Raw genomic sequence first — 14194 nt, 5'->3', positions numbered from 1 at the left:
CGTTCGCCTTCCCGAGTACGCGATCACCTGTGCGATCAGAGGGAAGACTCCCGCCGCCGCGCGAACTCATCGGACTCAGCGGAGCGGAGCCCGCGCTTCCGGAGCGGTGGGTCACCGAGCGCGCGAGGTCAGATAGGCGACCGTGGCCGGATCCGCCGGGAGGAACGTCTCGATGGCCAGCTCGGCGACCGTCACGTCCATCGGGGTGTTGAAGGTGGAGATGGACGAGAGGAAGGAGAGCACCCGCCCGTCGTGCTCGATGATCATCGGCAGCGCGAAGCTCGGCCCCGCGACGGAACGGAGCGCGCCCGCCTCCCCGGCGGCCGTCGTGCCCTCCTCCGCCGCGGACCGTGGCAGCGGGTACGCCGCGACCTCGTCGTACACGGCGCGCAGCGCGGGGGAGCGGTCCAGTGCGAGCTGGCGCTCCATCTGGTCCAGCAGATGCCCGCGCCACTCCGGCAGATTGCGGATGCGCGGAGCCAGTCCCTCCGGATGGAGGGTGAGCCGCATCGCGTTGAGCGGCGGCGCGAGCAGTTTCGCGGGCAGCCCCTCCATCAGCATGGCGATGCCCCGGTTGGCGGCCACCACGGTGTACGTCCCGTCCACGACGACCGCCGGATACGGCTCGTACCCCTGGAGCAGCCGCTCCAGTCCCTGACGCACGGCGTCCATGGCCGGGTCGTCCAGCGCCGTCTCGGTGAACCGGGGCGCGTAACCCGCCGCCAGCAGCAGGGTGTTGCGTTCCCGTACCGGCACATCGAGCCGGTCGGCGAGCCGCAGCACCATCTCCTCGCTGGGACGGGCGCGGCCCGTCTCGATGAAGCTGATGTGCCGGGCGGACGAATCCGCCCGGATCGCCAGTTCCAGCTGGCTGACCCGACGCCGCTTGCGCCAGTCGCGCAGCAGGGGACCGACGGCCGGCTCGGCGGCACGAACCGCCTTGAATCCGGCCGTGACCTGAGCCGTCGTACCGCGAGCTGCCATACGAGGACGGTAATGCACCGGTCCGGGGAGGGGCGTACGGGGTGCGCGCGGCACGGCGGGCCCGGCGGCGCGGAGGGACGACGTATCGTCGGCCGCGTCGCTGCCCGTTCCCGTAAGGAGCCCGGCCATGGCCACCGAGCCGCTGTCGCAGAACGAGATCGAGGAGCTGCTGCCCGAGCTTCCCGGCTGGTCCGTGGAGAACGGCCTGCTGACCCGCACCTACCGGCTGGGCACGCACTTCGCCGCGACCGCGATGGTCGTCCATATCGCCCAGACCCAGGAGGAGTTGAACCACCACTCCGCGCTGACCCTGGGCTACAACACCGTCTCCCTCGCGGTGAGCACACATGACGCGGGCGGTGCCATCACGGCGCGCGACATCGAACTGGCGCGGCGCGTCGAGGCGTTCGCCCCCGCGCACGGCGCGGCCTGACCGACGCCGCCGGTCCCGCGGCCGGTCCTCCCGCCGGTCCATTTACGCTGGTGACATGGACGTACTGGCGGGACTCCTCGACGGACCTCGGGCGCGCGGGGCTTTTCTGCTGCGCATGGTGATGGAGCCGCCGTGGTCCGTGCGGATCGAGGACCGGGCCCCGCTCTGTCTGATGTGTGTCACCCGCGGTGAGGCCTGGATCGTCCCCGACGGTGGCGGGGATCCGGTGCTGCTGCGCCCCGGCGATGTCGCGATCGCCCGCGGTCCTGAGCCGTACACCGCCGCCGACAGCCCCGGCACCGCGCCCCGCGCGCTGATCGGCCCGGGCGGCGTCTGCCACACCCTGGAGGGCGAGCCGCTCGCCCAGTCCATGCGGCTGGGCGTACGGACCTGGGGCAACGCCTCCGACGGCGGGACGACCGTCCTCACCGGTACGTACCAGATGGACGGCGAGGTCAGCAGACGGCTGCTGGACACGCTGCCGCCGCTGCTCCATCTGCCGGCCGACGCCTGGAACTGCCCGCTGATGCCCGTACTCGACGACGAGATCTCCCGGGACGAGCCGGGGCAGAGCGTGGTGCTGGACCGGCTGCTGGATCTGATGCTGATCGCCGTGCTCAGGACGTGGTTCGCCGGCCCCGGCGCGCAGGCGCCCGGGTGGTACCGCGCCATGGCCGATCCGGCGGTCGGCAACGCCCTGCGACTGCTGCAGAGCGAGCCGGCCCGAGCCTGGACGGTCGCCTCGCTCGCCACCGCGTGCGGGATCTCCCGGGCGGGGCTCGCGCGCCGCTTCACCGAGCTGGTCGGGGAGCCCCCGATGGCGTATCTCACCGGCTGGCGGCTCGCGCTCGCCGCGGATCTGCTGCGCGGCACGGACGCGACGGTCGAGTCGGTCGCCAGGAAGGTCGGCTACAGCGGTTCGTTCGCGCTGAGCGCGGCCTTCAAACGCGTACGCGGCGTCAGCCCCCAGGAGTACCGGTCGGGCGCGCTGCCGGTCGGCTCGTAGCGCGGCCCGGACGACAGCGCCGTCGGCCGGAACCGGCGGACGGCGCCGAGGTGTTCGGGCTCAGCCGTTGACCTCCGCCGGGTCGGGACCGAGGCGCCTGCCCTCGTCCAGCGCGGCGAACGCCGCCAGATCGTCGGCGTCCAGCTCGAAGTCGAAGACCTCGATGTTCTCCTGGATCCGGGACGGCGTCACGGACTTGGGGATCACCACGTTCCCCAGCTGGAGGTGCCAGCGGAGCACCGCCTGCGCCGGGGTCCTGTCGTGCTTGCGCGCGATGGCGACCACCGTCGGGACATCGAGCAGCCCCTTGCCCTGGCCGAGCGGCGACCAGGCCTCGGTGGCGATGGAGTGCTTCGCGTGGAACGCCCGGGACGCGGCCTGCTGGAGCTGCGGGTGCAGCTCGATCTGGTTGACGGCGGGGACCACGGAGGTCTCGCCGAGCAGCCGCTCCAGGTGCTCGGGAAGGAAGTTCGAGACGCCGATGGCCTTGGCGCGGCCCTCGTTCAGGATCCTCTCGAACGCCTTGTAGCTGTCGACATAGGTGTCGCGGGCGGGCAGCGGCCAGTGGATCAGATAGAGGTCGACATACTCCAGACCGAGCTTCGCCAGCGAGGTGTCGAAGGCACGCAGCGTCGAGTCGTAGCCCTGCTCGCCGTTCAACAGCTTGGTGGTGACGAACAGTTCCTCACGGGCGATCCCGGAGGCCGCGATCGCCCTGCCCGTGCCCTCTTCGTTGCGGTAGAGGGCGGCGGTGTCGATGCTGCGGTAGCCGGCCTCCAGGGCGGTGCCGACGGCCCGTGTCGCCTCGTCGTCCGGAACCCGCCAGACGCCGAAGCCGAGCCGGGGCATCTCGATGCCGTTGTTGAGAGTGAGGGTGGGGACCTTGCTCACGAGCGGTCGATCCTAACGTCGTCGGTTGCTGCTCGGGAGTCCAACGATCACGGCGGCGGGCGGATTCCCGCGGTCGTGGACGCCACTGGCACCTCAACGGTAGAGCGCGTCCACCTCGACCGCGTAGGCGGCCTCGATCGCCTTGCGCTTGAGCTTCAGCGACGGTGTCAGCAGACCGAGCTCCTCGCTGAACGGATGCGCGAGGATCCGGAACGTACGGATCGACTCGGCCTGGGACACCGCCGTGTTCGCGGCGACCACCGCGCGCCGGATCTCCATCTCCAGATCCTTGTCCCGCACCAGATCGGTGGGTTTGAGCGAGGGCCTGCCCTGAAGGGACAGCCAGTGGTCGACGGCCTCCTGGTCCACGGTCACCAGCGCCGCGATGTACGGCCGGTCGTTGCCGACCACGATGCACTGGGACACCAGCGGATGCGCCCTCACCCGGTCCTCCAGGGCGGTGGGCGAGACACTCTTGCCGCCGGAGGTGACCAGGATGTCCTTCTTCCGTCCGGTGATGGTCAGATAGCCGTCCTCGTCGAGCGAGCCGAGGTCGCCGGTGGCCAGCCAGCCGTCCCGCAGTACGGCGTCGGTGGCCTTGGGGTCGTTGAGATAGCCGGAGAAGATCTGGCCGCCGCTCAGCCATACCTCACCGTCCGCCGCGATATGCACCGAGGTGCCGGGGATCGGCTGGCCGACCGTGCCGTAGCGGGTGCGCTCCGGCGGGTTGGCGGTGGCCGCCGCGCAGGATTCGGTGAGCCCGTACCCCTCATAGACGGTGACGCCCGCGCCCGCGAAGAACAGCCCGAGCCGCCGGTCCATCGCCGAACCGCCCGACATGGCGTGCCGTACCCGGCCGCCCATCGCCTCACGGACCTTGCTGTAGACGGCCTTCTCGAAGAACTGGTGCTGCACCCGCAGCGTCGCGGAGGGGCCGGGACCGAGACCGAACGCCCGGTGCTCCAGCGCCTCGGCGTACCGCACCGCCACCTCGACGGCCTTGTCGAAGGGCCCGGCCCTGCCGTCGCTCTCGGCCTTGCGCCGCGCCGCGTGGAAGACCTTCTCGAAGACGTACGGCACGGCCAGGATGAAGGACGGCCGGAACGCCACCAGATCGGGCAGCAGCGCGCTCGCCTGGAGGACGGGCTGATGGCCCAGCTTCACCCGGCCGCGGATCGCGGCGATCTCGATCATGCGCCCGAAGACATGCGCGAGCGGCAGGAAGAGCAGGGTCGACGTCTCGTCACCCGGCTTGGCGCGGAAGACCGGCTCCCAGCGATCGAGGACCGTGTCCGCCTCGAACATGAAGCAGGCGTGGGTGATCAGGCACCCTTTGGGCCGTCCCGTGGTGCCCGAGGTGTAGATCACGGTGGCCACGGAATCCGGTGTCACCGCCCTGCGGTGCCGGTGCACCACCTCGTCGTCGATGCCGGCGCCCGCCGCGAACAGCTCGCCCACCGCGTCGGCGTCCAACTGCCAGAGCCGCTTGAGCCTGGGCAGCCGGTCGATGACCGAACCGATGGTCATGGCGTGGTCCTCGTGCTCGACCAGGCAGGCCGAGACCTCGGCGTCGTACAGCATCCAGTAGACCTGTTCGGCCGAGGACGTGGGATAGACCGGTACGGACTGCGCGCCGACCGCCCACAGCGCGAAGTCGAAGAGCGTCCACTCGTAGCGGGTACGGGACATGATCGCGACCCGGTCACCGAACCGTACGCCGTGCGCGAGCAGCCCCTTGGCCAGTCCCAGCACCTCGTCACGGAACTCCGCCGAGGTCATGTCCCGCCAGATCCCCTGCTCGTCCTTGCGGCCGAGCGCGACCCGTCGCGGATCGTCGACGGCATGATCGAACACGGCGTCCGCGAGCCCACCGATGTGGGGGGCGGCCGGCAGAGGGGGGACGGTGAACTCGCGCAATGACTTGCTCCTTGTGGCGCTCCGCGCAGCGCGGGTGACGGTACCCCAACGGGCGCTCCCGGGTGAGAGCGTCCACGGAACCGGATGGAAGCCGTGTCACCGCAGGTCAGGGCCCGAATCGGGGCCGCTTTCGCGGGCTCGTGACGGACATCTGACCCTGGAGTAAGTGGCCGGTGGGGGAATCTCCACCGAATCCGTACGCCGCTGTCACGCACGCNGCGCACACCCGGGGGCTGATACCACCGGGCCTGGTCCCGGTCCCGGCGAAGGCGGGCCTGCCCGAGCTGGGTGGGGTGGACTTCGTCCTGCTCCACGGCAGGCGCCGCGGCCGGTCCGAGACCCAGGAGGCCGCGGACGCGCTGGCGGCGGCGATCCTGGCGGGCGGCGACCGGCTGCACCGTCCGGCGTCGGACAGCTAGTTCCTGTCCGGCCGATCTTCGCGGGCCCGCGAAGATCGGCCGGACAGGAACTAGCTGTCCGACGCCGGACGGTGCAGCCGGTCGCCGCCCGCCAGGATCGCCGCCGCCAGCGCGTCCGCGGCCTCCTGGGTCTCGGACCGGCCGCGGCGCCTGCCGTGGAGCAGGACGAAGTCCACCCCACCCAGCTCGGGCAGGCCCGCCTTCGCCGGGACCGGGACCAGGCCCGGTGGTATCAGCCCCCGGGTGTGCGCCATGACGCCGAGCCCCGCGCGGGCCGCCGCGATCAGTCCGCTCAGGCTGCCGCTCGTACACGCGATGCGCCAGCGCCGGTCGTGCGCCTCCAGCACCTCCAGCGCGCGGGCACGGGTGAGGGCGGGCGGCGGAAAGGCGATCAGCGGGACCGGGCGCTCGGGGTCGAGGCGCAGCCGCGGCGCCCCGATCCAGGCCAGGGTGGACTGCCAGACCAGCTCGCCATGGCGGTCGCCCGTGCGGCGTTTGGCGAGCACCAGATCGAGCCGGCCGTCCGCCAGATGTTCGTGCAGGATGCCGGAGAGCTCCACGGTCAGCTCCAGGTCGACCTCGGGATGGTCGAGCCGGAAGGTCTCCAGGATCTCCGGGAGCCGGGTGAGGACGAAGTCCTCCGAGGCGCCGAATCTGAGCCGGCCGCGCAGCCGGGTGCCGGTGAAGTAGGCCGCCGCCCGGTCGTGGGCCGCCAGGATCGTCCGGGCGAAGCCGAGCATGGCCTCGCCGTCCTCGGTCAGCTCCACGCTGTGGGTGTCCCGGGTGAACAGGAGCCGCCCCGTCGCCTCCTCAAGACGGCGGATGTGCTGGCTCACCGTGGACTGGCGCAGCCCCAGCCGGTGCGCGGCCTGCGTGAAACTCAGGGTCTGGGCCACGGCCAGGAAGGTGCGCAGCTGTCGTGGGTCGTACATACCGCCAGGTTAGAGCGTTATCACGGAACCCGATGACAGTCAGAGCGGTATGCGGGATTCCCGATCATGGAGAACGAGGGGACCATGGGGAGGCACGCGCTGTACCGACAGTCAGTAGTGGAGCACATGAATCGCCGTCTTTCCCCGCGCATCCGGATCCCGTCCTGGCTGCCTGTCGACCCCTACATCCTGGCGCTCATCGGAACCGTCGCCCTCGCCGCGCTGCTACCGGCCTCGGGGACGGCCGCCGACCTCGCGGGCGGGGCCTCGACCGGGGCGGTGGCGCTGCTGTTCTTCCTCTACGGGGCGCGGCTCTCCACCCGCGAGATGGTGGACGGGCTGAGGCACTGGCGGCTCCATCTGACCGTCCTCGCCTGTACGTTCCTGCTCTTCCCGCTGCTCGGGCTGGCCGCGCGAGGACTCGTACCGTTCGTCCTCACCCCCGAGCTCTACAGCGGACTGCTCTTCCTCTGCCTGGTGCCGTCCACGGTCCAGTCGTCCATCGCCTTCACCTCCATGGCCCGGGGCAATGTGGCCGCCGCGATCTGCGCGGGATCGTTCTCCAGCCTCGTCGGCATCGTGATCACCCCCCTGCTCGCGGCGCTGCTGATCGGCGGCGGGGCGGCCGGTATCTCCGCCGACTCGCTGTTCAGGATCGTCGCGCAGCTGCTTCTGCCCTTCCTCGCGGGCCAGTTGCTGCGCCGCTGGATCGTCGGCTTCCTCACCCGCCATCGGGCGCTGCTCGGCCTGGTCGACCGAGGCTCGGTGCTGCTGGTCGTCTACACCGCGTTCAGCCAGGGCATGGCGGCGGGCATCTGGCACCAGGTGACCCCCGCCAGACTGGCGGCCCTGCTGGGCGTCGAGGCGGCGCTGCTCGCCGCGATGCTCGCGCTGAGCTGGTACGGCGGCAAGCGCCTGGGCTTCGGGCGCCCGGACCGGATCGCGATCCAGTTCGCCGGATCGAAGAAGAGCCTGGCGGCGGGGCTGCCGATGGCGAGCGTACTGTTCGGCGCGCAGGCGAGCCTGGCCGTACTGCCGCTGATGCTGTTCCACCAGATGCAGTTGATGGTGTGCGCGGTGATCGCGAAGCGCCGGGCGAAGGACACCCGGACGCCGGAGCGGCCGGGCAGACCCGGGCCTTCGGAGCAGCCCGCCGCCGGGCCGCGGGCTCACACGTTGACAGTGAACACGTAGTACAGGGCGTAGAGGATGGCCGGCAGCACCCCTACGAGCCCCGCGATGGCTGTGATCACCACCGGCAGTCGGCGCGTCGCCCTCAACGCACCGGCCAGATAGCCGACCAGAACGAAATAGGCCAGGGTCACTACGACCCCGGCCGTGAGCCACATGGCAGGACTCATTGCTCGCATAACAGCGTCTTCTCCTCGCGACAGTGCCCAGTCCGGATTTCGCGGCACGCGGCAGACCAGAGAAGCCGTTGGCGGTCCTTGGCATGGAGGACCCGGCCCCACTCGCAACAGCGTGGCGTCGAGCATGACGGTAGCTCAAAGTCCCTTCGGCGGAACAGAGTTCACGGCGGAAGGCTCCGGCGCACCCGAAGAGGTCGCGTAGCGAACGGCCATGACACAGGCCGAATGTCACCACTGGAAGACATGAGCGGAAAGAGACAGAGTGGGGGTCCCGGGATGCCAGTCCCGGGAGTCCCCGCTCGCGCAGGCTCCGGACTGGGCAGTCACGGAAGCACGCTCAGTCATCGTGTCACGCGGCTCTGAACGTCCAATCAACGAGCCTGTTCATCGTGCCCGTTGAACGTTTATGTCACCCGGAGGCATACTGCCGAGGTGACATACCCGACGCGGCCACGGAGGTGACGATGAGTGGGGCGCGCTCCGACTTCAGCGAGTACCGCTTCTCGGTTCTGGGCCCGGTTCGGGTATGGCACAACGGGATTTACCTGCCCGCAGGATCCCCACAGCAGAGAAGTCTCCTCGCCGCGCTGCTGCTGCGTGACGGGAGAACGGCCACCGCGGGCGAACTGATCGACGCCATGTGGGGGGACGAGCCGCCTTCGCAGGCACTGGCAGCGGTTCGTACGTACGCCTCCCGGCTGCGCAAGAAACTCGGCCCGGAGGTACTCGTCACCGAGTCGGGCGGATACGGACTGCGGATCCAGGACGGTTCCCTCGATCTGACAGTCGCCCAACAGCTAGCGGCGGAGGCGGAAAAGGCGCGGATCGGGGGCGATCGCGTCGCCGCACGTGTCCTGCTCAACAGATCGCTGGGCGTGTGGGACGGGGAGGCCCTGGCCGCAGTGCCGGGACCGTACGCCGAGGCCCAGCGGACGCTACTGGAGGAGTGGCGCCTGCAACTCCTCGAAGTCCGTCTGGACATCGAACTGGAGCTCGGCGACCACGCGAGGACGGTCGCCGAGCTCACCGCGCTGACCTCCGCGTATCCCTTGCGTGAGCGGCTGCGCGAGCTGCTGATGCTCGCGCTCTACCGCAGTGGACGACAGTCCGAGGCGCTGGCTGTGTACGCCGATACGCGTCGGCTTCTCGCAGAAGAACTGGGCGTCGATCCGCGCCCTGAACTGAAACTCCTTCAGGAACGGATTCTGCAGGCCGACGCGGACCTGACGACACCGGAATCCCCACGCCACGACCTACGGTACTCCGCACACATTCTTCCGGCTCAACTCCCCGCGACGGTTCCTGATTTCACCGGGCGGGCCGCCCTCGTGGCGGAAATGGGCGCACGGCTCGCCGCCACGGACCGTCATGTCATGGTGGTGACGGGCATGGCCGGCATCGGAAAGACCGCGCTGGCCCTGCGTGTCGCACACGCCGCGCGGGACCACTTCCCGGACGGACAGCTCTATGTCGACCTGCGCGGAACGGATCCCCGGCCGCTGGATCCGGCGTATGTCCTCGGTGAGTTTCTCCGCGCTCTGGGAGCGCCGACCGCCGATATCCCGGAGAACGTGGAATCGCGGGCAGCCCTCTACCGATCGGCCCTGTCCGGCCGGAGAGTGCTGGTCTTCCTCGACAATGCCCGCGACGCGGCCCAGATCCAGCCCCTGCTTCCTGGCACCGCCGTCAGTACGGCGCTTGTCACAAGCCGCGCCCGGCTGGTCGATCTCGCGGGGGCGCGGCTGGTCGATCTGGGCCCGATGCCCACTGATGAGGCTCTTGAGTTCTTCAGCCGGACAGTAGGCCGGGAGCGCGTCGCGGCCGAACGCGCGCAAGCGCTGGAGGTCGTCCGGTTCTGTGGCTTCCATCCACTCGCCATGCGTATCGCGGGCTCGTGCCTCGCCTCGCGCGGTACGTGGACGGTATCCGGGTTCGCTACCAGACTGGCCGACGAGCATCGTCGCCTCAAGGAGCTGAGCGTCGGGGGGCTGACCGTCCGGGCCGCGTTCGAACGGAGCTACCACCAGCTCGAAGCGCCCCAGGCGCGAGCCTTCCGCCTGCTGAGCCTTGCCGACACCGACATTACGGTGGACGCCGCGGCGGACCTCCTCGATCTGCCGCGAGAAGAGACCGAGGATCTCCTGGAATCACTGGTGGACACGGCGCTGCTGGAGTCTCCCGCGCCCGGCCGCTACCGGTATCACGAACTGGTAAGGCTTTACGCCCGCACCATCGCGGAACGCGCCGCCTCGCCCGCCCCGGCACAGCCCGCCTCGATCCGTACGCCCGTCTCCACGCCCGCCGGCGAGTGAGCCGAAGGGGCGCGTCGACGTCGAAAGGGCGGCTGTGCTCGATATGCGGCTCCGCCGCGTGGGCGGAGGTTCGTGAGGAACGAACGAATCGAGCACGGTCAACCGTCGACGTCGGCAAAAAGCGCCCCGGAGGCGAACCGAGCCTCGAAAAAGAGAGAATGGACCCGGCCGACGCAGGGGGCGCTCCCCGCCGGCCGGGCCCAGTTCCGTGCAGCGGGGGTGGTCAGACCCCGGTATGCAGGGCGATCCTCTCGTCCCCCGCGTACACGTTCATGGAGGTGCCGCGGAGGAAGCCCACGAGCGTCAGCCCGGTCTCCGCGGCGAGATCGACGGCGAGCGACGAAGGCGCCGACACCGCCGCCAGTACAGGAATGCCGGCCATCACGGCCTTCTGTGCCAGTTCGAAGGACGCGCGGCCCGAGACGAGCAGGATCGCCCGGGAGAGCGGCAGCAGGTCCTGCCGCAGTGCCCGGCCGACGAGCTTGTCGACCGCGTTGTGCCGGCCGACGTCCTCCCGGATGTCCAGCATCTCGCCGTCCTCGGAGAACAGCGCGGCCGCGTGGAGGCCCCCGGTCCGGTCGAAGACCTGCTGGGCCGCTCGCAGCCGGTCGGGGAGGCCGGAGAGCAGTGCGGGTTCGACGCGGACCGGGGGAGTGTCACTGATCGGGAACCGCGCCGTGGTCCGTACGGCGTCCAGGCTGGCCTTGCCGCACAGCCCGCACGAGGAGGTCGTGTAGACATTGCGCTCCAGCGTGATGTCCGGGACGGGCACCCCCGGCGCCAGCCGCACATCCACCACGTTGTAGGTGTTCGAGCCGTCGTCCTTCGCTCCGGCGCAGTACACGATGGACTGGACGTCGGACCCCGTCGCCAGCACCCCTTCGCTGACGAGGAACCCCGCCGCGAGCGCGAAGTCGTCGCCCGGGGTGCGCATGGTGATGGCGAGGGGCTTGCCGTTCAGCCGGATCTCCATGGGCTCCTCGGCCACCAGGGTGTCCGGGCGGGCCGAGACGGCTCCGTCCCGGATACGGATGGTGCGGCGGCGCTCGGTTACCCGTCCCATGGTGATCCAGTCCTACTCGTCAGTGCTGCTGCCGGTGCTGCTGTCGGGCCGTTGTCAGTGTTGTTGTCAGTGCTGTTGTACGTGCTGGTAGCCGAACCGCCCCTTGATACAGAGGTTTCCGTGGGTCACCGGGTTGTCGTGCGGCGAGGTGACCTTCACGATCTCATTGTCCTGCACGTGCAGCGTCAGATTGCAGCCAACACCGCAGTAGGCGCAGATCGTGGTGGTCTCCGTCTGGGCCTTCTCGTTCCATGTACCGGCCTCCCGCATGTCGAACTCCGACTTGAAGCTGAGCGCTCCGGTCGGGCAGACCTCGATGCAGTTGCCGCAGTAGACACAGGCCGAATCGGTGAGCGGTGCGTCGTGCTCGGTGGAGATACGGGCGTCGAAACCGCGGCCCGCGACGGAGATCGCGAAGGAATTCTGCCACTGCTCGCCGCACGCGTCGACACACTTGTAGCACTGGATGCACTTGTCGTAGTCGCGGACGTACAGATCGTTGTCGATCTTCGGCTCTTCGTTCAGCCGGGCCGCGTCGGGACCGAAGCGCTCGGGCTTCGCGTCGTACTCCTTGATCCACTCGGCGGCCCTCGGGGTGGTCGAGAGATCGGTCGACGAGGCGAGGAGTTCGAGGACGACCTTTCGGCTGTGCCGGGCGCGCTCGGTGTCCGTACGGACGTCCATGCCCGGCTCCGCCCGGCGCGAGCAGGCGGGCGCCAGCGTACGGGCGCCCTCGACCTCGACGACACACACCCGACAGGCGTTCTTGGGGGTGAGCGTGTCGCCCTCGCAGAGCGTCGGGATGTCTTTGCCGGCCGCCCGGCAGGCGTCCAGCAGCGTGGACCCCTCGGGCACCCGGGTCTCCTGGCCGTCCAGTGTGAACTCGATCAGCCGGCGCGGCGGCTGAAGCGGTATCGCGGTCACTCGGCACCCCTTGACTCGAAGACGTCCAGACGGTCGATGGCGGACTCGACGGCGCTCCACGCGGTCTGTCCGAGACCGCAGATCGAGGCGTCCTTCATGGCCCGGCCGACCTCGCGCAGCAGCGCTATGTCCCCGGCGGCCTCGGCGCCCGTACGGTCCAGGATCCGGTGCAGGGCCTCCTCCTGCCGTACCGTGCCGACCCGGCAGGGCACACACTGCCCGCAGGACTCGTCGCGGAAGAACTCGGCGATACGGAGCAGCATCCGCGGCAGTTGGACGGTGTCGTCCAGCACCAGCACCACACCGGATCCGAGTGTGGTGCCGGCCGCTCTGGTCCCCTCGAAGGTCAGCGGGATGTCCCGCTCGTCGGGCCGTACGAACCCGCCCGCCGCGCCGCCGAGCAGGATCGCCCGCACCTCGCGCGGGGTGCCCGCCAGATCGAGCAGGTCGCCCAGCGAGGCGCCGAAGGGCAGTTCGTAGATACCGGGGCGCGACACATTGCCGGAGACACAGAACAGCTTCGGCCCGGTGGACCCCTCGGTGCCGATCGCCGCGTACGCCTGGGCGCCGTCGGTCAGGATCGGCAGCACATTGATCAGCGTCTCGACGTTGTTCTCGGCGGTCGGCTTGCCGAACAGGCCCTGTTCCACGGGGAAGGGCGGCTTGGAGCGCGGCTCGCCCCGGTAGCCCTCGATGGAGTTGAACAGGGCGGTCTCCTCGCCGCAGATGTACGCGCCCGCACCGCGCCGGATCTCGATGTCGAAGGCGTATCCCTGGCCGAGGATGTCGTCCCCGAGCAGTCCGCGGGCGCGCGCCCGGTCGATCGCGTTCTGGAGGAGGCGCAGGGCGCGCGGGTACTCACCGCGCAGATAGAGATAGCCGCGGTGCGCGCCGACCGCGTACCCGGCGATGGTCATCGACTCGATCAGGGAGTACGGATCGCCCTCCATGACCACCCGGTCCTTGAAGGTGCCGGGCTCCGACTCATCGGCGTTGCAGACCAGATAGTGCGGATGGGCCGGCTGCGAGGCGGTGGCCCCCCACTTGCGGCCGGTGGGGAAGGCCGCGCCGCCGCGGCCGACCAGACCGGCGTCGGTGACCTCCCTGATGACACCGGCGGCCCCGATGTCGAAGGCCCGCCGCAGCGCCGCGTAGCCGCCGTGCGCCCGGTAGTCGTCGAGGCTGTACGGGTCGACGACCCCGACGCGGCGGAGCAGCGTCAGCCCCGGCTGCCCGGCCTGCGGTACGGCCATCGAGGCGGCGGGCTCCGCGGGCGCCGCCTCGGGCGCGGCCGTGGCCAGGACGAGCGCCTCGGCGGTGGCGGGGGCGATGACGGCCGTGGCGTACGGCCGGGGCGGCGGCTCCGTCGCCCCGGCGCCCGTCGCCCCGGCGTCCTCCGCGGTTCCGTCGCGCTCCGTCGCCGCGTCGTCCTCCGCCGCGCCCGCCTGGATGAGCAGCGCCGCCGGGGCCCGCTCGCAGAGGCCGAGACAGGGGCTCGGCTGCCAGACGGCGCCGGCCGTGGGCACGCCCGCGGGTGCCAGGCGCTCCTCCAGGCTCGCGCAGAGCGCCTGGGAGCCATGGGCGGCGCAGGCCAGGTCGGTGCAGACGTGCAGCACCTTCGCGGGGCGGGGTTTGACCGCGAACATCGCGTAGAAGGTGGCCACGCCGTACGCCTCCGCCGGCGGCACCGTGAGCCGTCGGCAGAGGTAGTCCAGCGCGCCCTCGCTGATCCAGCCGATGCGGTCGTTGACCGCGTGCAGCCCCGGCAGCAGCAGGTCCCGTCGCGCCCGTGCCTCGCGACCGCCCCTGGCCCAGCGCAGATCCGTGTCCGTACGGTCGTCCGCGCCCTCCCAGGCCGAGGCCGGCGGGCCGAGCAGGGCGTCGACCGCCGCTCGCTCCTCGTCGGTCGGCTTGCTGTCGCCGAAGTGCAGGTCCACTGAGTC

Annotated in this window: 11 protein-coding genes and 2 pseudogenes; 5 read left to right on the top strand and 8 right to left on the bottom strand. The window is 70.5% G+C overall.

All coding sequences use genetic code 11. From position 1 onward, the window contains the following. Positions 1–111: 111 nt before the first annotated feature. Positions 112–984, bottom strand: coding sequence for a helix-turn-helix domain-containing protein (locus tag M1203_RS01590; protein ID WP_249947611.1), 873 nt, complete (start codon positions 982–984; stop codon positions 112–114). Between the two features lie 127 nt (positions 985–1111). On the opposite strand from M1203_RS01590, the gene M1203_RS01585 reads away from it, so the two are divergent. Both M1203_RS01585 and M1203_RS01580 read left to right on the top strand, forming a co-directional pair. Further along, positions 1112–1417, top strand: coding sequence for a 4a-hydroxytetrahydrobiopterin dehydratase (locus M1203_RS01585; RefSeq protein WP_249947610.1), 306 nt, complete (start codon positions 1112–1114; stop codon positions 1415–1417). Between the two features lie 55 nt (positions 1418–1472). Continuing rightward, positions 1473–2423: an AraC family transcriptional regulator gene (locus tag M1203_RS01580; RefSeq protein WP_249947609.1), complete on the top strand. Its 951-nt coding sequence runs from the start codon at positions 1473–1475 to the stop codon at positions 2421–2423. Between the two features lie 60 nt (positions 2424–2483). Here the strand turns inward: M1203_RS01580 and M1203_RS01575 are convergent, their stop codons facing one another. Together M1203_RS01575 and M1203_RS01570 are read right to left on the bottom strand one after the other, a co-directional pair. Beyond that, on the bottom strand, positions 2484–3314 hold the full coding sequence (locus M1203_RS01575; RefSeq protein ID WP_249947608.1) for an aldo/keto reductase: 831 nt from the start codon (positions 3312–3314) through the stop codon (positions 2484–2486). A gap of 93 nt (positions 3315–3407) precedes the next feature. Beyond that, positions 3408–5231 carry a long-chain fatty acid--CoA ligase gene (locus M1203_RS01570; protein ID WP_249947607.1) on the bottom strand — a complete coding sequence of 608 codons (1824 nt, stop codon included), beginning with the start codon at positions 5229–5231 and terminating at the stop codon, positions 3408–3410. A 218-nt stretch (positions 5232–5449) separates the two neighbouring features. Between M1203_RS01570 and M1203_RS01565 the strand changes: the two are divergent. After that, positions 5450–5650: pseudogene (locus tag M1203_RS01565) on the top strand (LysR family transcriptional regulator); the annotation flags it as partial. A 50-nt stretch (positions 5651–5700) separates the two neighbouring features. On the opposite strand, the gene M1203_RS01560 reads toward M1203_RS01565, so the two are convergent. Next, entirely contained in the window at positions 5701–6582 is an 882-nt protein-coding gene (locus M1203_RS01560) for a LysR substrate-binding domain-containing protein (protein ID WP_249947606.1), read from the bottom strand. Positions 6583–6708: 126 nt separating this feature from the next. Between M1203_RS01560 and M1203_RS01555 the strand changes: the two genes are divergently transcribed. Next, positions 6709–7776 (top strand): bile acid:sodium symporter family protein, encoded by a 1068-nt coding sequence (locus M1203_RS01555; protein WP_249947605.1) that lies wholly within the window; start codon positions 6709–6711, stop codon positions 7774–7776. Here M1203_RS01555 and M1203_RS01550 read toward each other — a convergent pair. Then, positions 7752–7943, bottom strand: coding sequence for a hypothetical protein (locus M1203_RS01550; protein WP_249947604.1), 192 nt, complete (start codon positions 7941–7943; stop codon positions 7752–7754). The genes M1203_RS01555 and M1203_RS01550 overlap by 25 nt on opposite strands. A gap of 473 nt (positions 7944–8416) precedes the next feature. Between M1203_RS01550 and M1203_RS01545 the strand changes: the two are divergent. Further along, positions 8417–10228: pseudogene (locus M1203_RS01545) on the top strand (BTAD domain-containing putative transcriptional regulator); the annotation flags it as partial. A gap of 259 nt (positions 10229–10487) precedes the next feature. Here M1203_RS01545 and fdhD read toward each other — a convergent pair. The 3 genes from fdhD to M1203_RS01530 all read right to left on the bottom strand — a co-directional run bounded on the left by fdhD (position 10488) and on the right by M1203_RS01530 (position 14188). Further along, positions 10488–11327 carry a formate dehydrogenase accessory sulfurtransferase FdhD gene (fdhD, locus tag M1203_RS01540; RefSeq protein WP_249947603.1) on the bottom strand — a complete coding sequence of 280 codons (840 nt, stop codon included), beginning with the start codon at positions 11325–11327 and terminating at the stop codon, positions 10488–10490. 66 nt (positions 11328–11393) lie between these two features. After that, positions 11394–12251: a 2Fe-2S iron-sulfur cluster-binding protein gene (locus M1203_RS01535; protein ID WP_249947602.1), complete on the bottom strand. Its 858-nt coding sequence runs from the start codon at positions 12249–12251 to the stop codon at positions 11394–11396. Next, on the bottom strand, positions 12248–14188 hold the full coding sequence (locus M1203_RS01530; RefSeq protein WP_249947601.1) for an NAD(P)H-dependent oxidoreductase subunit E: 1941 nt from the start codon (positions 14186–14188) through the stop codon (positions 12248–12250). The genes M1203_RS01535 and M1203_RS01530 overlap by 4 nt, the downstream gene beginning before the upstream one ends. Positions 14189–14194: the final 6 nt, after the last annotated feature.

The organism is Streptomyces sp. 35G-GA-8, from assembly GCF_023534745.1.
GTDB lineage: Bacteria > Actinomycetota > Actinomycetes > Streptomycetales > Streptomycetaceae > Streptomyces.
Note: the sequence above shows the minus strand (reverse complement) of the source record. Positions and strands in the feature narration are given on the sequence as shown.